Raw genomic sequence first — 18,910 nt, 5'->3', positions numbered from 1 at the left:
AAGCCAATGCTCGACTTCGACATCGTCATTACCGACGGTCGCTGGTTCGACGGCACCGGAGCCGCGTCCGCACAGCGCAATATCGGCATCCGCGACGGCATCGTCGAGTCCGTCTCGGTGGACCCGCTGCCGATCGGCGCCGACACCGAGGTGATCGACGCCGCGGGCAAGTGGGTGCTGCCCGGCTTCGTCGACGTCCACACCCACTACGACGCCGAAATGCTGATCAAGCCCGAATTGTCGGAGTCGCTGCGCCACGGCGTCACCACCGTGGTCGTCGGCAACTGCTCGCTGTCGACGGTCCTGGCCTCCAACGCCGACTGCGCGGACCTGTTCAGTCGCGTCGAGGCCGTGCCCCGCGACGCCGTGCACGGCGCCCTCGACAAGCACCGCACCTGGTCGGATCCGGGCGAGTACGCCAAGGCGCTCGACGCGCTGCCGTTGGGCCCCAACGTCGCCGCGTTCCTCGGACACTCCGATCTGCGCACGCATGTGCTCGGGCTCGGCCGCGCGGTCACCCGCGACACCAAACCGACCGCCGCCGAGATCGCGCAGATGACCACCCTGCTCGACGCGGCGGTCGACGCGGGCTTTCTCGGGCTGTCGTCGATGACGAACAAGCTCGACAAGATCGACGGCGACGAATACCGGTCGCGGTCGCTGCCGTCGACCTACACCCGCGGCAAAGAGGTGCGCGCGCTCAACAAGGTGTTGCGCAAGCGGGGCCGGGTGCTGCAGAGCGCCCCGACGGTCAGCCTGAACCCCAACATCGCCAAGTTCTTCCTCGCCAGCGCCGGCATCGGCCGACCCCGGCTGCGCACCTCGCTGCTGTCGGCGGCCGACTCCAAGGCCTACCCGCCGCTGGTGTGGTTCATGCTCTACGCCGCGCCGCTGCTGAATCGCTTCGCCCGCACCGACTTCCGGTGGCAGCATCTGCCCGTGCCGTTCACCGTCTACGCCGACGGTATCGACCTGGTGGTGTTCGAGGAGTTCGGCGCCGGAGCCGCGGCCCTGCACCTCAAGGATCAGGTCGAACGCAACGAGCTGCTCCAGAGTGAGCCGTACCGTCGTTGGTTCCGCAAGCAGTACGACAACAAGTTCACTCCCCGCATCTGGCACCGCAACTTCTTCGACGCCGAGATCATCGCCTGCCCCGACGAGTCGGTGGTCGGCAAGTCGATCGGCCAGGTCGGCAAGGATCGCGGCCTGCACCCGGTCGACGCCTACCTCGACATGGTCGTCGAATACGGCCCGGCGCTGCGGTGGCGCACGACGATCGCCAACGATCGCCCCGACTACCTGAACAAGCTCGCCGCGAGCCCGGGCGTGCAGATGGGATTCGGCGACGCGGGCGCGCACCTACGCAACATGTCGTTCTACAACTTTCCGCTGCGTCTGCTCGAAAGGGTGCTGCGCGCCCAGGAATCCGGCAAGCCGTTCCTGAGCCTGGAACGTGCCGTCCACCGCCTCACCGGCGAGCTCGCCGACTGGTACCAGATCGACGCCGGTCACCTGCGCGAAGGCGCTCGAGCCGACCTGGTCGTCATCGACCCGACCGGACTCGACGAGCAGGTCCACCAGCTCCACGAAGCGCCGCTGCCCGAATTCGGCCTCGACCGGATGGTCAACCGCAACGACCGCGCCGTCGTCGCGACCGTCGTCAACGGCCGCCGAGTTTTCGGCGCGGGCGAAGTTGCGCCCGGTATCGGCGCGGACTGGGGAGCCGGGAGGTTCCTGCGCGCAGGACATCACAACTCCGCTCCCCTCGCACAGGAGACCCGATGAAACTCCCGAACCGGCGCGCGGCCAGGACCCTGCGCACACCTGATGTCGCCCTGCAGGCACGCAATGTGAAGTTCGACTGGACCTCGGCACCACTGCACTGGATGCCGTCCGAGCCGATCGCCTCGCACGTGGTGAACTCGCTGAACCTGCTACTGCCCGAGGGCGAGCGGATGTTCTGCGCCACCTACCGCGACGCACTCCCCTACGTGCGGGACGCGAAGGTGCGCGAGGCGATGCTCGGGTTCATCGGCCAGGAGTCGATGCACGCCGAAACCCACGCCAAGGTGCTCGATCAGGTCTTCGCCGCCCACCACATCGACACCGCGCCCTACACCCGCCAGATGGAGTACGTCTTCCGTAACTCGCTCGGCGCGCGCGAGGGCAGCCCGCAAGCGGCCCAGACCCGCCTGGTCGAACGGTTGACGTTCATCGCCAGCCTCGAGCACTTCTTCGCCTGGCTCGGTGACTGGATTCTCAACGCCGACTTGGAATCCCACGGCGCCGAGCCACGCGTGCTCGACCTGTTCCGCTGGCACGGCGCCGAGGAGGTCGAACATCGCAGCGTCGCCCACGATGTCGCGATCTACTTCGGGGCCGGCTACATCCGGCGGGCGGGAATCATGCTGCTCGTCATCCCGATCCTGCTCAGCTTGATCGTGCGCGGCACGAAGTACCTGGTCAATCAGGATCCGGAGCTGCCGAATATCGGCTATCCCCGGCTGATCTGGAAGATTCTGGGAGCGATGTGGCGGGGTGCGCTGCCAGGCATTCCGGCCCTGCTGATCAGTGCCGGGTCCACGTTCAACCCACGCTATGACCCGGCGAATGTCGGCTCCACCGAACAGGCGATCGCCTATCTGGCCAAGTCACCGGCAGCCAGGGCGGCGGCCCAGTGACCGTCTACCCCGCACCCACGGTGATCCCGCCGGATCTGTACGGCAAACACCAGCACGACCCGACGACCAGAGTGCTCGACACGGTCGCCGGTCTGCGTGTGCGCTGGTCGACATTGATCAACCGCCGCCCCCTCCTCACCAGGGCCGACGACGCCCGCTTCCCGGTGGTCGTCACCGACCGGGCGCTGGTGGCCGAGGACCAGGCCGTGATCAATCTGGGGCTGCGCGCACCCGATGGCGCTCAGCTGCCCCGGTGGGCGCCGGGCGCGCACATCGACATCGAGCTCCCGTCCGGGCGCCTGCGGCAGTACTCGCTGTGTGGCGACCCGGCCGAAACCGGGGAGTACCGCATCGCGGTGCGCCGCATTCCGCACGGTGGCGGCGGGTCGATCGAGATCCACGACGCGCTGCCGGTCGGCACCGCGGTGGTGATCCGCGGGCCGCGCAACGCGTTCCCGTTCGCGCCCCCTGGGCGTGGCTCGTCGGCTAAACGCCTGCATTTCGTCGCGGGCGGCATCGGCATCACCCCGATCCTGGCGATGGCGCGGGCCGCCGACCGGCTCGGCATCGCCTGGACCCTGGTCTATTGCGGGCGAAGCCGCGACACCCTGCCCTTCCTCGACGAGCTCGCCGAACTCCGCGGACAGGTGGTGGTGCGCACCGATGACGAGCACGGAACGCCCAGTGCCGCCGATCTTCTCGACGGTGTCGACCACGACACGGCGATCTACTGCTGTGGACCCACCCCGATGGCGGCCGCCCTGGTTGCCGCTGTGCGCACGATGCCGGGCATCGAGTTCCACTCCGAAAGGTTTTCTCCCACACCGGTTGTCGACGGCGTCGCGTTCGAGGTGGAGTTGACGAGCACCGGCGAGGTCATCGCAGTCGGCGCTGACCAGACCATGCTCGACGCACTACTGGCGGTGCGCCCCGACCAGCCCTACTCGTGTCGCCAGGGCTTTTGTCGCACCTGCGTCGTCCGCGTCACCGACGGCATCCCCGATCACCGCGACGGCGCACTGACCCCCGAGGAACACGCCGCCGGGGTGACGCTGGCATGCGTCTCCCGCTGCGCGGGAAAGCGCCTGGTTCTCGACCTCTGAGCTCGAGCGCGGGTTTTCCCGTCTCACCCCCACTGGTCAATCGGCATCGAAGAACACCGCTGTACGCGTAGTGTGCGACGTGCAATACCGTTCGCACACAAGGAGTTTCCGTGGCGTCCTCACTGATCAAACGCTTGGCCGCGCTGTTCGGCGCGTCCTGCACAGCCCTACTACTCGCGGTACCGGCGGCCGCGCCCGGCCATGCCGACCGAGCAGTTCTCGAAAGTCCGGCCGCCGGTTGTTCGACGACGCCGGTCACCGAGAAGGTCAACATCGGCGCACCCGACGATCCGCGGTATTACCGCATTCACGTACCCGCCGGAATATCCGCCGCGGGCGCACCGCTCGTGGTCGCCATCCACGGTGGCTACGACCGGCCCGAAGGCTTCGAGGCGGTGTCGGGCTGGAACGCCCTCGCTGATCAGAACAAGTTCATCGTGGCCTATCCGCGTGGCTTCAAACCCGAGAACAAGCCGGACGGCACCCCGGGTTGGGGCTGGAACGCCGACGCAGACGACGTCGCTCACATCGAGAGCGTCGTGGCCGCGGTCAGCGCCAAATATTGTGTGGCGCCCAAGCGTATCCATCTCACCGGACACTCCAACGGCGGCCAGATGGCGTCACGCGCGGCCTGCACCAACCCGAATCTCTTCGCCTCGGGCGCTGTCTACGCACCAGCGCCCCCGCCGACGGGGTGCGATCCCTCGCGGGCGGTCTCGTGGGGTGTGTTCGCCTCGGCGAATGACGCCACTGTCATCGAGCCCGTCGCCTACGGCCACGTCATGTACTGGAGCTGGGAAAATCGCCCGTGCCAGAACGAGCAGCCCGGCGGCGGCACCGACATCAAGGACTCCAGGCACTGGGACTGCGCGTCCGGCACCGAGGTGCTGTGGCGGGTCTACAACGGCGGCAGCCATTACTGGCCGACGGGAGCGCGGCGCACCGAGATGATGAACCGGATGTGGCAGTTGTTCCAGGCCAACCCGCGCCCGTAACGCCCCCGGACGCAAGGGCTGGTCGCCGCGCTCCGGCTCAGCCGACCAGCCCTTCCGGGTCCACCAGCAACCGCTTGAGCACCTTGCCGGTCTCGCCGCGCGGCAGCGCGTTGAGGAAGGTGACATCGCGCGGAACGGAGAAGCGGCTGAGGCGGTTTCGCACGTAGGTGCGCACCATGTCCGAGTCGAGCCCCGAGCCCTCGTTCTTGACCAGGAACGCGGCCAGTCGCTGGCCGAATTCGCGATCCGGCACGCCGACCACCGCGACATCGGTGACCTGCGGCAGATATGCCAACGCCTCCTCGACCGGTCGCGGGAAGACGTTCTCGCCGCCGGAGATGATCATCTCGTCGTCGCGCCCCGCCACGAACAGCCTGCCTTCGGCGTCGAGGTAGCCGAGATCGCCGGTGTCCATCATGCCGTCGGATTCCTCGGGCGGTGAGTCGCTGACGTAGCCGTCGAAGAGCATGTGGTTGCCGACGAAGATCCGCCCGACCACGCCGATCGGCACTGCTTTGTGCTCGGGATCGAGGATCGCGATCTTGGTACCCAGTGGCGGGCGTCCCGCGGTAGTCGGCGCGGCGCGCAGGTCGTCGGGCCCGGCCACGCTGGCCCAGGAGACCTCCGTGGAACCGTAGAGGTTGTAGAGGACATCGCCGTAGTCGTCGAGGAATCGGTCGACGGTGACCGCCGCCAGTGGTGCGCCGCAACTGATCACATGCCGCAGGCTGCTCAGGTCGTAGCGCTCGCGCACCTCGGCGGGCAGGTCGACCAGTCGCTGCACCATCGTTGGCACCGCGATGAGCGTGTTCACTCCGTGTTCGGTGATCCGGCGCAGGCATTCCTCGGCGTCGAAACCCTGCGTCAGCACCACTGTGGCCCGTACCGCGGTGCTCAATTGCAGCGCCGACAACCCCCAGGTGTGAAACAGCGGCGCGGGGATCATCATGGTGCTGCCCGCGTGGATCGGGATCAGCGACAGCAGCGCGACCAGTGTGTCGAAGCCCTTCGGGTGCGGGCGCCGCGCACCCTTCGGGGTGCCGCTGGTGCCCGAGGTGAGCACGATCTGACGTCCTGGCACCGTCGGGACGGGAAACTTCGATTGGCGGGTCGCGATGAGGTCTTCGATCGTGATCCGCGTCGGGTCGGCGGGGGCATCGTCGGTGAAGAAGCGCGGCAGGTCGGCGTGCAGGTATTGCACGAGGTGAGCCAGATCGGTGTCGACGAACAACGCCGAAAGCCGGTGCCGCTGCACGATGTCCTCGATCCGCCGCCCCGAGAGTCCCGAGTTCAGCAGTGCGACGTCGACACCGAGCTTGCCCGCCGCGACCATGGATTCGACCATGCCGCAATGGTTTCCGGCCAGCAGGCCCACCGCGTCACCCGCACGCAACCCCACCTCGTACATGGCGCCCGCCAACGCGGTGGTCCGCTTGTCGGTTTCGGCGAAGCTGGCGGTGCTGCTGTCGTCGATCAGCGCGACCTGGTCCGGGCTGTGCGCGGCGCCGGCGGCGTAGCCGCCCGCCAGATTGAATCCCCATCGGTACAGCGACCGCAACTGCCTGGCCGAGGTCAGCGGCGGCGACACCTGACCCGAGTTCACCCACCAGCGCACGAGTTCGGATTTTCGCCGGATCGGCGCCCGGTTGCCATTGGCCACCACCGAGGTGCGGGCTCCACCCACGACATCGGCCGCGCGACGCAGACCGTCCTTGACCCAACCGGTGATCACCGAGTTCGTGACGCCGGCCAGCGTCGGGTGCAGCCGCGGCGCGGCGAAGACGGTGACGCTCACCCTCGTGCGCTGCTCGTCCCCGGTGAGCCGGATCATGGCGAAACTGCCGGATTCGGGATTGTGAAGTTCGAAACTCTCGTACCAGCGCCCGATGGTCAGCACCAACCCGGTACGCCGCACGCCGACCGCCCTGTCCCCGATCCTGACCTCCCACAGGGTGGTCCCGTCGGGGTTCGACAGCCGATCACAACCCCCGATCCCGGCCCACAACCGCGGGTAACTCTGCGGCTCGAGTAACACATCCCACAGCGCCCGGCGCGAGACGGAGAACTCCACGGACACATCGACGACATCACTCGGCATTGCTGCGCGCCTTCCTCGGCCCGGCCACACTGCCGGGTAGTACCTGCTCGCCTCGGCCCCCGTGCCGTGACGGTGCCCGTCGTCAGGCACTGCACCAGAAGTCATCATCGGCCTACCCGCGCGTGGGCGAACGAAATATCTACGGATTCTGGTGACCGAACGAACACAACCCCCGGTGTCTGTGACACATGCCAATATCTCCCGTCAGCGGCCGGACGAGGCATTCGCAATGAAAACGGCACAATGGAATCGATGAAACCTTGGCAGCGCGATCCCAGCACTGATGACAGCACCCTCGGCAACGGCGAAGGCGTCGGCATCGATGACCTGCGGGCCCTGCGCGAGCAGTTCGTCGACTTCATGCTCGGCTACAAGTTCGCGATCGACGAGGTGACGACCAAGATCAATATCTTGCGTGAGGACTTCAACAACACCCACGAGTACAACCCCATCGAGCACGTGGGGTCGCGGCTCAAGTCGCCCGAAAGCGTCCTCGAGAAGGTCCGTCGCAAGAATTACGCGATGAATCTGGCCGCGATCCGGGACAACGTGCTCGATATCGCCGGGGTCAGGGTGGTGTGCAGCTTCATCTCCGATATAGGCACGATCAGGGACATGCTGGCCGGTCAGGAAGACATCACGGTCATCGAGGAGCGCGACTACATCACCCACCGCAAGCCGAACGGCTACCAGAGCATGCACCTGATCGTGTCGATCCCGGTGTTCCGCTCCGACCGCACCGAGCGGATTCCGGTCGAGATCCAGATCCGCACGATCGCGATGGACTTCTGGGCCAGCCTCGAGCACAAGATCTACTACAAGTACCGCGGTGAGGTCCCCCCGAACCTGCGCACCGACCTCGCCCAGGCCGCCGAGGTCGCCACCCAGCTCGACGAGAAGATGGAAGCCCTCCACCGCCAGGTCGACCGCGGCGCACACCCGAAGCCGAAGCCGAGCACGGACTCACTGGACCTCAGCGTGCTGTACAACAGCCTCACCGGCGGCCACCCCGTCTACCTCCGCCCCACCGATCCGCCGGCCTGACGCTGACAGGTGTGAACGAACGCGGATCCACGCCCCGCTCACCCGCCCGATCCTGTTTAGGGCCCGGTTTCCGCGGTACCGCCACACTGACATCGCCTGCTGGGCGCCAGAGCCAGGAAGGAGCCGAAGATGACTGACCGGACGCTGACAGGAAAGCGCGTCGCGATCCTCGCCACCGACGGGGTGGAGCAGGTCGAACTCGTCCGACCCCGGGCGGCGGTGGAAGACGCGGGCGCCGTCACCACGCTGGTGTCCCTCGCTTCCGGCACCATCCAGGCGATGAATCACGACGTCGAGAAGGGTGACACCTTCTCCGTCGACGAGCTGGTCGCCGACGTGAGCCCGGCCGACTTCGACGCGCTACTGCTGCCGGGCGGCACCACCAACCCCGACAAACTCCGCCAAGATCCCGCGGCGGTCCGCTTCGTCAAAGAATTCGTCGGCACCGGTAAACCGGTCGGCGTGATCTGTCACGGACCGTGGACGCTGGTCGAGGCCGACGCCGTGCGCGGCCGCACCCTCACCTCCTACCCCAGCGTGCGCACCGATATCCGCAATGCCGGTGGCACCGTTGTCGACGAGGAGGTCGTCGTCGACCGGGGCTTGGTCTCGAGCCGCAACCCCGACGATCTGCCCGCGTTCTGCGCCAAGATCGTCGAGGAGTTCGCCGAGGGACGCCACCCGGCCGCCACCTAGTCCTCAGCCGAACTGCCTCGATATCGAACTCACAACCACTGCGACCTGTGGGTATTTCCGCCATCCGCGCATCGGCAATTCCGCTACTGTCCGAGCAGGTTCATCTCGAACAGCGTGGCGCGAAAGGAATCCGGTGGCGCTCTCACGTCGGAAGTTGATCACCGCGGTCGCGGCGGGCGGCACCATGGCCGCGCTCGGAATGCCCGCGGGCCGCGCCGAGGAGCGTGTGCTCGGTGCGGGCGATTTCGAGTCGCTGGCCTCGCGCGGGTACAACCGGAGGTTCCAGGCGCAACCGGCGAAGATCTATGTGCCGACCAGTGCCGAGGAGGTTCGCAGCGCGGTCGCCGAGGCGGTGGGCAGAGACGGTGGGATCGCGGCCCGCTCGGGCGGGCACTGCTTCGACGATTTCGTCGACAACGCGCGGACCCGTTCGATCATCGACCTCGGCCGACTCGACGCGGTGTCCTGGGACGAACATCACCGCGCGTTCTCGGTCGACGCGGGCGCCGACATCGGCACCGTCTACAACGCACTGCACCGCTGGGGCGTGACGGTGCCGGGTGGGATCTGCCTCGGCGTCGGGATGGGTGGTCATGTCTGCGGTGGCGGCTACGGTCCGTTGTCACGGCGATTCGGGCTCGTGGCCGATCACCTGGCCGGGGTCGAAGTCGTCACCGTGGATGCCGACGGCACCGCGAAAGTGGTTGTCGCGACCGAAGACGGCCCCGACCGCGACCTGTGGTGGGCGCACACCGGTGGCGGCGGCGGCAATTTCGGTGTGGTGACCCGGTATCTGCTGCGATCTCCCGATTCCGACGGCGCGGGCCCCACGCGCGCACTGCCGAAACCGCCGGGCAGCATGCTGAACGCGCGACTGATCCTGCCGATCACGACCGAGGATTCGTTCGTCCGGTTGCTCGGAAACTACCTCGGGTTCTTCGAACGCCACAGTGCACCGGGTAATGAATTCTCCGGCCTCTACGCGCCGCTGATGATCAGAACGACCGGCACCGGCACGGCCGAGATGCTGATCCTGTTCGATGCCGAAACACCCGACGCGCGACACCGTTTCGACGAATTCGTCGCCACGGTGAGCGACGGGGTTTTCCCGCCGCCCATACAGACTCCGGTCACCCAGCTGTCCTACCCGGACACTGTGAACCAGGTGTATTACGCCAAGGGCGCGAACACCACACGGGTCAAAGTGAAAGCCGCCTATCTGCGTAAGGCGTACTCCCCCGAACAACTCCGAATCTTCTACCGCTACATCACTGATCTCGGCTTCCTCGGCGAATCCCAGCTCGAATTCCTGCCGTTCGGCGGCGCGATCAACGCCGTCGCCGCCGACGCGACGGCGATGCCCGCGCGGGATTCGTTCATGAAGATGCTGATCCACGCGTCGTGGCGACTGCCCTTCGACGACGAACGGTATCTGCGCTGGGCGCGCGAGATGTATCGCGACGTGCATGCCGACACCGGCGGTGTTCCGGTCCCGAACGCGGCCTACGGCGGTAGTTACATCAACTACCCGGACCCGGATCTGGCCGATGCCGCGTGGAACACCTCCGGCCTGCCGTGGCACGCCTTCTATTACGGTGACAACTATCGGCGACTACTGCGAGTCAAAGCGGCAGTGGATCCGAGAAATGTTTTCCAGCACCGGCTTTCGATCGGCCGACCGGACTGGTGATGACGTTCAGGTGAGCGCGAGCACCCGACACGGTCCGCCGGTGCCGCCCGCGTGTTTCGGTGCGCCGATCACGACGGTCGCGCCCTTCGCCGGTACCGCGGCGAGGTTGGCGAGCATCTCCACGCCGTAGCGACCAGCACCGAGAAAGGCTGTGTGCGCGCCGTATTCGGGATCGGCACCGCAATCCAGGCTGAGCGTATCGACACCGGCGCCGACGATTCCGCAGTGCACGACAAGGTATTCCGCGGCGTCGGCGGAGAACCCCGGCGCGTGGGGCGTTCCGCGTTCGTCGAGATTGAGGAAGGTCGACGGTCGGTCGATGCGATGTTCCCACCCGGAATACATCGCGACGAATGCCCGCTCCGGGAGGTCGCCGTGCTGTGAGCGCCAGTTGTCGATATCGGCGACGGTCACCACCGCGTCGGCGTCGACAGCGGCTTTGGCGCTGATATCGATGACGACGAGCGGCGCGACGAGGTCGTCGACGGCGAGGGCATCGGTCGTGGTGGCGCCGGGAATCCGATGCGCGGGGGCGTCGAGATGGGTTCCGGTGTGCTCCCAGTACCCGAGCGCGAACTGCCCGAACCCACCCGACGCGTGCGTGGCCACCGGGACCATGACCAGCGGCGGATTACCCGGCCACACCGGCAGGTGCGGCGTCAGTGTGTGGGTGAGGTCGACAACGCCGGAGCGCGGCGCGGCGACGGCGGGCGCGGGCACCACCGCGGCCAGGGCGGTGAGCCCGGCGAGGCCGAGCAGCGCCCGCCGACTCGGCTGCGGCGCGCTCTCGTGGGCGAGACGAACGATCTCGGGCGAACACATCGGACTCAAGATAGCCGAGCGAACCGGGTCCGGCGTCTGATCGGGGCCGATGCCGCGCTCCGGTTTTTCCGGCCGCCCGGGCGGACCGCCGACGACGACGCGCGACTACCTGTCGACGCGGCGATCGCCGCCATCGGCGGTGTCATGCAGCCGATTGTCCGTCGGAGCAAGGGCTCGGTGCAGGTTCGAGGGGCCGAGCCCTCGGGACAGGCCGAGAATCATTGCGGCGCATCCGAGTCCGGACAGGACGAGCCCGGTGGCGAAGAGCGTGGGATAACCGGCCAGTTCGCCGACGACGCCCGCGGCCATCCCGGCCACGCCTTGGACGACGACGATCGCGCACGCGAGCAGGGTGTAGTCGCTGCCCGGGTAATCGGGTTCGGACGCGTCCATCATCAGCGCGAAGACGGCGACGGTAGCCGCACCACCGAAGACGTGCTCGGCCAGGCTCGCGGTGACGAGAAGTTCGAAACCACCGAGGCCGAGGGCGGCGAACAGGTACAGCGCGATGCTCGCGGTCTGAGTGACACCGCCGATCAGCAGGGCCTTGCGGCGACCGTAGCGGTAGGCGAGCCAACCGCCGAGGGCCGCGCCCGCCAGCGCACCCGCCGAGGAGAGCACACCCTTCATCAGGGCGATCTCGCTGAGGTCTAGTCCGGCGTCGGACAGGAAGGGGCCGGTGAGCGCCGCGGCCATCGAGTCACCGAATTTGAACGCGCCGATCAATGCGATGAAGGCGAGAACGCCGGGTCGACGCAATCTGGTCCACCAGGCACCGAGCAGCTGTGCGGGCTTCGGACTCGGCAGCCGGTCCGCGACCGGCTCGCGCATCAGCCACACCGGCACCGTGGTGAGCACGATCAGGGCCGCCATCGCCAGAAACAGCGCCCGCCACCCCGCCAGCGCGTACAACCACAACAGGGCGCCACCGCCGACGATCATCCCGACCCGGTAGGCCCCGACCTGGATGCCGTTGCCCAGCCCACGCTGACGCGGACCCAACAACCGCACGGCCGAACCGTCGGTGGCCACGTCCTGGGTCGCCGAGAGCAGGTTCACCACCACGATGCCGACGAACAACCAGCGCAGCGAGGACGACAGATCCAGGCAGGCCAACACCGTCGCGACCGCGGCCGACAGCAGTTGCAACACCAGCAGCCACGTGCGCCGGGTGCCGTATCGATCGACGTAGGGCGCCCAGAGGAACTTCAGCGCCCAGGGCAGGAACAGCACACCCGAGGCGCTGATCGCCACCAGCGAATAGCCCGATTCGCGCAGTACCACCGGCAGCGCCTGGGTGAAGAAGCCGAACGGCAACCCTTGCGCGAAGTACAGCGACGACAACAGAACCAGCGTGCCTGCCGTGATCACACCCGGTCGGGTGGTGGTGCTCATGGGCACATCGTCGCAGAGAGTTCGCCCGAGCACAGCGCACGGACTCGGCGTGATCCGATGTCAGAGCGTGGGCTGCGGACTGCGGATGTGCTCGAAGACCAAGCTGGTCTCGGTCGAGGCGAATTCGCGGGTCGCGCTGAGCTCCTGCGTCACGAACTCGCGCAGCGCGTCCGGCGAGGCCGCCGAGACCTGGATCAAGAAGTCGACCGTTCCGGCGAGGAAGTACACGTTCACCACACCCGGCAGTGCGGCGAGCTTGGCACTGAGCTCACCGATGCGGGCCCGAGCCGCCGGTTGGACCTGGACCGAGATCATCGCCTGGATCGGCAGCCCCAGCGCCTCCGGGGCGATGTCGGTGTAGAAACCACGGATCGCACCGAGTTCGCGGAGCCTGCGTAGCCGCAGCGAACATGTCGAGGCGGCGATGCCCACCCGCGCCGCCAGGACATTGTTGGGTACGCGCGCGTCCTCGGCGAGTTCGGCGAGGAGCCGGCGGTCGATGTCGTCCAGGTTCGCCGGCGACCCGCGGAACGGTTGCACGGGTTGCGGTCGGTGTTGCTCTCGCGACGCCATCACCGCAGGATACTCAGCTTCAACACTCAATTCCGTCGATTGTGCAGGTGTCATCGCCGATTGCCGCACTAATTCTCGATGCTCGTAGCAGAACCCGATCATCCTGAAGGAGCAGCTCCCATGCGCATCGGTGTCCCCAAAGAAGTCAAGAACAACGAATTCCGCGTCGCGATCACACCGATCGGTGTGCACGAACTCGTGTCGAACGGTCATCACGTGGTCATCGAAGCGGGTGCCGGGCTGGGATCGTCGATTCCCGATTCGGAATACCTCGCGGCAGGAGCGCAGATCCTCGCCGAAGCCGACGACGTCTGGGCCGAGGCGGACCTGGTGTTGAAGGTGAAAGAACCTGTCGCGCAGGAGTATCACCGCTTGCGCGAAGGGCTGGTCCTGTTCACCTACCTGCATCTGGCGGCAGACCGGCCGTTGACCGAACAGCTACTGGCGCAGCGGGTTACGGCCATCGCCTACGAGACCGTGCAATTGCCGTCCGGCGCGCTGCCGTTGCTGTATCCGATGTCGGAGGTCGCGGGCTGCCTGGCGCCGCAGGTGGGCGCCCACGCGCTGATGAAGCCCTATGGCGGTCGCGGGGTATTGCTCGGCGGCGTCGGCGGCGTCGACCAGGCCGAGGTGGTCATCATCGGGGCCGGTGTCGCCGGCCAGAACGCGGCCAATATCGCCTTGGGCATGGGCGCGCACGTGACACTGCTCGACACCGACCTCGACAAACTGCGCATGTCGTTCTGGCGCTACAACAATCGCGTGCGCGGCTTGGCCTCGTCGAAGCTGGCGATCGCCGAGCAGGTCCGCGCGGCGGACATGGTGATCGGCGCCGTCCTGGTCCCCGGCGCCGCGGCACCCAAGTTGGTGAGCAACGAACTGGTCGCGCAGATGAAACCGGGATCGGTGCTGGTCGATATCGCGGTCGACCAGGGCGGCTGCTTCGAAGACACCCACCCGACCACCCACGCGGATCCGACCTATCCGGTCCACGCCTCGACGTTCTATTGCGTGGCGAACATGCCGGGCTCCGTGCCGCATACCTCGACCTACGCACTGACCAACGCGACCCTGCCCTATGTGGTGGCCCTGGCCGACAAGGGCTGGGAACGCGCCTGCGCGCAGGACCCGAGCCTGGCACTGGGCCTGAACACCCACGCGGGCAACGTCACCAACGCCCCGGTCGCTGCCGCCCATGACCTCGTAACACAGGTCCGGTGAGGGGCACAGGCGGCAGCGAATCAGTCCTATCGCGGGCCGGGTATGTCGACCAGCTCGGCCAGACGGGACCGATGAATACCACCTGTGCCGAAGGCGATTTGGTCGGCTTTGGCCCGCTTGAGATACAGGTGCGCCGGATGTTCCCAGGTCATACCCATACCGCCGTGTAGCTGCACGGCTTCCTCGCCCGCGAATACCGCGAGATCGCCGCAGAACGCCTGAGCCACACCGGCCGCCACGGCGGCGTCGGCGTCGTGCGCGGCGAGGGTGGCCGCGGCGTATCGAGCGGCCGCGTTGGCGGACTCGACCGCGGTGTAGAGATCGGCCAGCCGGTGCTTGATCGCCTGGAAGCCGCCGACCACCCGACCGAACTGGCGGCGCTCCTTCAAATAGGCCACGGTCTCTTCGAGACACCAACGGGCAATGCCGTATTGCTCCGAAGCCAGCAGGGCGGTGCCCGCCTCGAGCGCGCGACGCACCGCGACCTCTCCGTCGGCGAGGACCTGCTCGCCCGCGACGGCGTCGAAGGTGATGTCGGCCAGCTGCCGAGTCATGTCGAGCGAGATCACCGGGCTGATGTCGGCACGGTCGGCCGCAACGGCATACACCGCGATGCCATCGGGCCCGTTGACCGGAACCAACAGGACGTCGGCCTCGAGCGCACCGGCCACGCTGGTGACGGTGCCGGTCAGGCCGTCCGGCCCCAGGGACACCGTGGGAAACGCCCCGTGGGTCGACGTGGACAACGGCGTCACGAGCGCGGCGGTGAGCTCCCCCGCCGCCAGCTGACCGAGCAGCGGACCGTCGGTGTCGAGCAGCAGGGTGGTCGCCACTACCGCGCTGGTCAGGAACGGCACCGGCGCGACGAAGCGGCCGAGTTCCTCGAGCACGACCGCGGCCTCCCGTGCCGACGCTCCCGCACCGCCGCGATCCTCGGGAACCAGCAGCCCGGCCAGACCGAGGTCGACAGCGATGCTCTTCCACAGGCTTTCGACCAGCGACCGGTCACCGTCGTAGAGCGCCGTCACCGCGCCCGGAGCGCACTGCGCGGCGAGCACAGCGCGCACGACATTGCGCAGGTCGTCCTCGACTTCGGTGTAGAGCAGATCCAGCTCGGTCATCGGGCAACCTCGTTCCATGGTCGGTCCTTGTCGGTTCGCGACTCGGGTGGCAGGCCGAGAATCCGCTCGGACACGATGTTGCGCAAAATCTCGGAGGTGCCGCCCTCGATCGAGTTGCCCTTGGCCCGCAGGTAGCGGTAGCCCGCGTCGCGGGCGTTGAAATCGACCCGGTCGGGCCGCACCATGGTCCAGTCCGAGTAGCGCAGGCCTTCTTCGCCGAGGATCTCCAGTTCCAGGCCGGACAGCTGCTGGGCGACCCGGGCGAAGGTCAGCTTCATCGCCGCCCCTTCCGGACCCGGCCTGCCCTGAGCCAGCTTCTGCCGCAGCCGCATACCGGTGATCCGGCCGACCTCGGCATCGACCCACAGCCGCAGCAGCCGGTCGTGCAACTCGGATGTGCGCCGGTCGGGATGCGCGCGCCAGGTCTCGGTGACCACGCCGACGATCCCGGACTCGCGGTCACTGGCCCTGCCGCCGATCGCGACCCGCTCGGTATTGAGCGTCGCGTTGGCCACCCGCCACCCGTCACCTTCGCCACCGAGACGCTGGGCATCGGGAATGCGGACACCGGTGAGGAAGACCTCGTTGAACTCGGCCTCACCGGTGATCTGACGCAGCGGCCTGACCTCCACGCCGGGATCGGTCATGTCGCACAGGAAGTACGTCATGCCACGGTGTTTGGGCAACCCGGTGTCGGTGCGGGCCAGCAGGATCGCGAACTGCGCGAGGTGCGCCCCCGAGGTCCACACCTTCTGCCCGTCCACGACCCAGTCCTCGCCGTCGCGGACCGCACGGGTGTTGACGTTGGCCAGGTCCGAGCCCGCGCCCGGCTCGCTGAAGAGCTGGCACCAGATTTCCTCGCCGGTCCACAGCGGCCGCAGGAAGCGCCGCTTCTGCTCGTCGGTCCCGTAGGCCAGGATCGTCGGCGCTGCCATGCCGAGCCCGATGCCGTTGCCCTCGGGGTTGTTGTCGGGTGCGCCCGCCTCCGCGAAGGCACGGTCCACCTCGAGTTGCCGGGCAGGCGCCAGACCCAGCCCACCGTGGCCGTGCGGGAAATACACCCAGGCCAGTCCCGCGTCGTAGCGGGCGCGCAGGAACTCCAGGCGCTCGGTCGTGGCCGGATCATGGGCGGCGAGGAACTCCTCGATCGCCCTGGCCAGTTCGTCGACTGTCATCGTGTCTCCCGTTGACTGTGCGGCTCGCGGCCGGCTGGAGCGTTCTCGAAACGTAGTGCGGCGAGGCCGGTTTCGAGCAGCGGTTCGACCGAGGCGCCGATGGTCTCGAAGCCCTCGCCCACGGTCTGACCGTGCAGGTAGCGGTAGTGCACGCCCTCGAGGATCGCGGCGAGCTTGAAGGCCGCCAGACCCAGGTAGAAGCCGAAGCGCGACATGTCGCGGTCGCTGCGCGCGGTGTAGCGCGCGATGATCTCGGCTTCGGACAGGAACCCCGGCGCGAGGGAGGCGTCGGCCACATTCGTGTTGCTCGAAGTTGCAGCGGCGAGGCGGCCGTAGACGACCATCAACGCCAGATCGGTGAGTGGGTCGCCGAGAGTGGCCATTTCCCAATCGATGACGGCAGCGAGTCGGTCGTCGGCGTCGGTCAACACATTGTCGAGGCGGAAGTCGCCGTGCACGATCCCGACCGCTGAGTCGGCGGGCACGTCGGCGGCGAGGCGCGCGTGGAGCTCGACGGCCGCGGGCAGGTCGCGGGTGTGCGAGGCGTCGAGCTGCTTGCGCCACCGGTTCACCTGGCGCGCGAGAAAACCCGTCGGCCGACCGAAGTCCGACAGCCCGACCGCTGCCGGATCGACAGCGTGCAGCGCGGCGAGGGTGTCGATCAGACCGGCCGAGATCGCCCTGGTCCGTTCGGGTCCCAGCGCCGCCAGCTCCGCGGCGTTTCGATACGGCGTGCCGTCGACGCGCTCCATCACATAGAACGGCGCGCCGAGAACATCGGCGTCACCGCACAGCGCGTACATCTCGGGCACCGGGACGGCGGTCGGCTGTAGCGCCGCCATCACCCGGTATTCGCGCGCCATGTCGTGCGCGGTCGCCAGGACATGGCCCAGCGGCGGACGACGAACGATCCACCGCCGGGTGCCATCGGTGACCTCGTAGGTCAGGTTCGACTTCCCACCCGCGATCAGCCGACCATTGATCGGCGAGTCGGCACCGGGGATCTCGGTCCGCAACCACGCCGAGAAGCGACCGAGATCGAGCCCGGGAAGTTCGGTCCGGAGCTCCATCACACCACCACGAGCGACACGGTCTCGACCACGCACACCGGCTTGTCGCCGCCCGCACGCTCGACGGTGACCTGCGCGGTGACCAGGTGTCCGCCACCGCCGGGCTTGACCGAGAGCAACTCGACACCGGCGCGAACCTTCGAGTCGACCGGCACCGGCGCCGGGAACCGAAGCTTGTTGGCGCCGTAGTTGACACCCATGCGGACGCCCTCGATCCGATAGACCTTTCCGACCAGATCCGGAACCAGCGACAGCGTCAGATAGCCGTGCGCGATGGTGGTTCCGAACGGGCCGTCGGCCGCCTTCGCCGGATCGACATGGATCCATTGGTGATCGCCGGTCGCGTCCGCGAAGGTGTCGATCTGGGGCTGGGCCACGGTGTGCCATTCGGAGTAGCCGAGATGGGTGCCGACAGCCTCGGTGAGTTCGTCGATGCCGTGGAAGGTCCTCACGCCTTCGGCCCGCCCGCGACGTAGAGCACCTGTCCGGAGACGAAACCGGCGCCCTCGCTGACGAAGAACGACACCGCGTGCGCGATATCGTCGGGCACGCCGGTGCGCGCCACGGGGATCTCGGCCGCGGCCCCGGCCTTGAAGTCCTCGAACGGAACACCGACGCGCGCCGCCGTTGCCGCGGTCATCTCGGTCTCGATGAAACCGGGCGCGATCGCGTTCGCGGTGACGCCGAACTTGCCGAGCTCGAAGGCGAGGGTCTTGGTGAACCCCTGCAGCCCGGCCTTGGCGGCGGCGTAGTTGGCCTGGCCTCGGTTGCCGAGCGCCGAGGTGCTCGACAGGTTGACGATGCGTCCGAAACCGGCCTTGGTCATGTGCTTCTGGACCGCCCGGGTCATCAGGAACGACCCGCGCAGGTGCACGTTCATGACGGTGTCCCAGTCGTCGGCGGTCATCCGGAAGATCAGGTTGTCGCGCAGGACGCCCGCGTTGTTGACCAGGACGGTGGGCGCGCCGAGTTCGGCGGTGACCCGTTCGACTGCGGCGTCGACGGCGGCCTCGTCGGCGACGTCGGCGCCGATCGCGATCGCCCGGCCACCGGCGGCCTCGATCTGGGCGACCACGGGCTTGCCCGCGGCCTCGTCGAGATCGATGACGGCGACGGCGAATCCGTCCGCGGCCAGACGGCGGGCCACGGCCGCGCCGATTCCTCGGGCGGCACCGGTGACGATCGCGGTGTTGGTGGTACTCATGGGAGTCACTCCTGTGTGTTCG

17 protein-coding genes are annotated in these 18,910 nt (G+C 67.7%); 8 read left to right on the top strand and 9 right to left on the bottom strand.

Annotated features, from left to right (window positions below; translation table 11 throughout):
• The first annotated feature begins 6 nt into the window (after nt 1-6).
• The 4 genes from IBJ82_RS19825 (at nt 7) to IBJ82_RS19810 (ending at nt 4,779) form a co-directional block, all read left to right on the top strand.
• Nucleotides 7-1,785, top strand: a complete 1,779-nt coding sequence (locus IBJ82_RS19825) for an amidohydrolase family protein (RefSeq protein ID WP_194827828.1) — start codon at nt 7-9, stop codon at nt 1,783-1,785.
• On the top strand, nt 1,782-2,681 hold the full coding sequence (locus tag IBJ82_RS19820; protein ID WP_194827443.1) for a metal-dependent hydrolase: 900 nt from the start codon (nt 1,782-1,784) through the stop codon (nt 2,679-2,681). Before IBJ82_RS19825 ends, IBJ82_RS19820 begins: the two co-directional genes overlap by 4 nt.
• Entirely contained in the window at nt 2,678-3,784 is a 1,107-nt protein-coding gene (locus IBJ82_RS19815; protein WP_194827442.1) for a PDR/VanB family oxidoreductase, read from the top strand. Before IBJ82_RS19820 ends, IBJ82_RS19815 begins: the two co-directional genes overlap by 4 nt.
• 110 nt (nt 3,785-3,894) lie before the next feature.
• Entirely contained in the window at nt 3,895-4,779 is an 885-nt protein-coding gene (locus IBJ82_RS19810) for an alpha/beta fold hydrolase (protein ID WP_194827441.1), read from the top strand.
• Nucleotides 4,780-4,816: 37 nt separating this feature from the next.
• Here the strand turns inward: IBJ82_RS19810 and IBJ82_RS19805 are convergent, their stop codons facing one another.
• Nucleotides 4,817-6,877: an AMP-binding protein gene (locus IBJ82_RS19805; RefSeq protein WP_194827440.1), complete on the bottom strand. Its 2,061-nt coding sequence runs from the start codon at nt 6,875-6,877 to the stop codon at nt 4,817-4,819.
• Nucleotides 6,878-7,129: 252 nt separating this feature from the next.
• Here IBJ82_RS19805 and IBJ82_RS19800 point away from each other — a divergent pair, with 252 nt between their 5' ends.
• From IBJ82_RS19800 to IBJ82_RS19790, 3 genes are all read left to right on the top strand, one after another.
• Nucleotides 7,130-7,921 (top strand): GTP pyrophosphokinase family protein, encoded by a 792-nt coding sequence (locus tag IBJ82_RS19800; RefSeq protein ID WP_228537417.1) that lies wholly within the window; start codon nt 7,130-7,132, stop codon nt 7,919-7,921.
• 129 nt (nt 7,922-8,050) lie between these two features.
• Nucleotides 8,051-8,617 carry a type 1 glutamine amidotransferase domain-containing protein gene (locus IBJ82_RS19795; RefSeq protein WP_194827438.1) on the top strand — a complete coding sequence of 189 codons (567 nt, stop codon included), beginning with the start codon at nt 8,051-8,053 and terminating at the stop codon, nt 8,615-8,617.
• A 133-nt stretch (nt 8,618-8,750) separates the two neighbouring features.
• Nucleotides 8,751-10,307 carry an FAD-binding protein gene (locus IBJ82_RS19790; protein ID WP_194827437.1) on the top strand — a complete coding sequence of 519 codons (1,557 nt, stop codon included), beginning with the start codon at nt 8,751-8,753 and terminating at the stop codon, nt 10,305-10,307.
• A 6-nt stretch (nt 10,308-10,313) separates the two neighbouring features.
• On the opposite strand, the gene IBJ82_RS19785 is transcribed toward IBJ82_RS19790, so the two are convergent.
• The 3 genes from IBJ82_RS19785 to IBJ82_RS19775 all read right to left on the bottom strand — a co-directional run bounded on the left by IBJ82_RS19785 (nt 10,314) and on the right by IBJ82_RS19775 (nt 13,097).
• Nucleotides 10,314-11,129 carry a cyclase family protein gene (locus IBJ82_RS19785; RefSeq protein WP_194827436.1) on the bottom strand — a complete coding sequence of 272 codons (816 nt, stop codon included), beginning with the start codon at nt 11,127-11,129 and terminating at the stop codon, nt 10,314-10,316.
• A gap of 105 nt (nt 11,130-11,234) precedes the next feature.
• On the bottom strand, nt 11,235-12,524 hold the full coding sequence (locus IBJ82_RS19780) for an MFS transporter (protein WP_194827435.1): 1,290 nt from the start codon (nt 12,522-12,524) through the stop codon (nt 11,235-11,237).
• A gap of 60 nt (nt 12,525-12,584) precedes the next feature.
• Nucleotides 12,585-13,097 carry an Lrp/AsnC family transcriptional regulator gene (locus IBJ82_RS19775; RefSeq protein WP_063003771.1) on the bottom strand — a complete coding sequence of 171 codons (513 nt, stop codon included), beginning with the start codon at nt 13,095-13,097 and terminating at the stop codon, nt 12,585-12,587.
• Between the two features lie 120 nt (nt 13,098-13,217).
• On the opposite strand from IBJ82_RS19775, the gene ald reads away from it, so the two are divergent.
• Entirely contained in the window at nt 13,218-14,318 is a 1,101-nt protein-coding gene (ald, locus tag IBJ82_RS19770; protein ID WP_194827434.1) for an alanine dehydrogenase, read from the top strand.
• Nucleotides 14,319-14,344: 26 nt separating this feature from the next.
• Here the strand turns inward: ald and IBJ82_RS19765 are convergent, their stop codons facing one another.
• Genes IBJ82_RS19765 through fabG form a run of 5 tightly spaced genes read right to left on the bottom strand, consistent with a single transcriptional unit; the run spans nt 14,345 to nt 18,888 of the window.
• A complete protein-coding gene (locus tag IBJ82_RS19765; RefSeq protein ID WP_194827433.1) occupies nt 14,345-15,439 on the bottom strand; it encodes an acyl-CoA dehydrogenase family protein in 1,095 nt (364 codons plus the stop codon).
• Complete coding sequence (locus IBJ82_RS19760) at nt 15,436-16,614, bottom strand: acyl-CoA dehydrogenase family protein (RefSeq protein WP_194827432.1); 1,179 nt, start codon at nt 16,612-16,614, stop codon at nt 15,436-15,438. The genes IBJ82_RS19765 and IBJ82_RS19760 overlap by 4 nt, the downstream gene beginning before the upstream one ends.
• The gene (locus IBJ82_RS19755) at nt 16,611-17,684 is read right to left on the bottom strand and encodes a phosphotransferase family protein (RefSeq protein WP_194827431.1); all 1,074 of its coding nucleotides are present in this window, start codon (nt 17,682-17,684) and stop codon (nt 16,611-16,613) included. Before IBJ82_RS19755 ends, IBJ82_RS19760 begins: the two co-directional genes overlap by 4 nt.
• On the bottom strand, nt 17,684-18,136 hold the full coding sequence (locus IBJ82_RS19750; protein WP_194827430.1) for a MaoC family dehydratase: 453 nt from the start codon (nt 18,134-18,136) through the stop codon (nt 17,684-17,686). Before IBJ82_RS19750 ends, IBJ82_RS19755 begins: the two co-directional genes overlap by 1 nt.
• Nucleotides 18,133-18,888 (bottom strand): 3-oxoacyl-ACP reductase FabG, encoded by a 756-nt coding sequence (gene fabG, locus IBJ82_RS19745; protein WP_194827429.1) that lies wholly within the window; start codon nt 18,886-18,888, stop codon nt 18,133-18,135. Before fabG ends, IBJ82_RS19750 begins: the two co-directional genes overlap by 4 nt.
• Nucleotides 18,889-18,910 lie beyond the last annotated feature (22 nt).

The organism is Nocardia sp. XZ_19_231 (assembly GCF_015355705.1).
Lineage (GTDB): Bacteria > Actinomycetota > Actinomycetes > Mycobacteriales > Mycobacteriaceae > Nocardia > Nocardia salmonicida.
Note: the sequence above shows the minus strand (reverse complement) of the source record. Positions and strands in the feature narration are given on the sequence as shown.

Excerpts from the sequence above, each read along its gene's own strand:
- IBJ82_RS19825 (WP_194827828.1), top strand. The coding sequence starts at position 7 with ATGCTCGACTTCGACATCGTCATTACCGACGGTCGCTGGTTCGACGGC.
- IBJ82_RS19820 (WP_194827443.1), top strand. The coding sequence starts at position 1,782 with ATGAAACTCCCGAACCGGCGCGCGGCCAGGACCCTGCGCACACCTGAT.
- IBJ82_RS19805 (WP_194827440.1), bottom strand. The coding sequence starts at position 6,877 with ATGCCGAGTGATGTCGTCGATGTGTCCGTGGAGTTCTCCGTCTCGCGC.
- IBJ82_RS19800 (WP_228537417.1), top strand. The coding sequence starts at position 7,130 with ATGAAACCTTGGCAGCGCGATCCCAGCACTGATGACAGCACCCTCGGC.
- IBJ82_RS19795 (WP_194827438.1), top strand. The coding sequence starts at position 8,051 with ATGACTGACCGGACGCTGACAGGAAAGCGCGTCGCGATCCTCGCCACC.
- IBJ82_RS19785 (WP_194827436.1), bottom strand. The coding sequence starts at position 11,129 with ATGTGTTCGCCCGAGATCGTTCGTCTCGCCCACGAGAGCGCGCCGCAG.
- IBJ82_RS19780 (WP_194827435.1), bottom strand. The coding sequence starts at position 12,524 with ATGAGCACCACCACCCGACCGGGTGTGATCACGGCAGGCACGCTGGTT.
- IBJ82_RS19775 (WP_063003771.1), bottom strand. The coding sequence starts at position 13,097 with ATGGCGTCGCGAGAGCAACACCGACCGCAACCCGTGCAACCGTTCCGC.
- ald (WP_194827434.1), top strand. The coding sequence starts at position 13,218 with ATGCGCATCGGTGTCCCCAAAGAAGTCAAGAACAACGAATTCCGCGTC.
- IBJ82_RS19765 (WP_194827433.1), bottom strand. The coding sequence starts at position 15,439 with ATGACCGAGCTGGATCTGCTCTACACCGAAGTCGAGGACGACCTGCGC.
- IBJ82_RS19760 (WP_194827432.1), bottom strand. The coding sequence starts at position 16,614 with ATGACAGTCGACGAACTGGCCAGGGCGATCGAGGAGTTCCTCGCCGCC.
- IBJ82_RS19755 (WP_194827431.1), bottom strand. The coding sequence starts at position 17,684 with ATGGAGCTCCGGACCGAACTTCCCGGGCTCGATCTCGGTCGCTTCTCG.
- fabG (WP_194827429.1), bottom strand. The coding sequence starts at position 18,888 with ATGAGTACCACCAACACCGCGATCGTCACCGGTGCCGCCCGAGGAATC.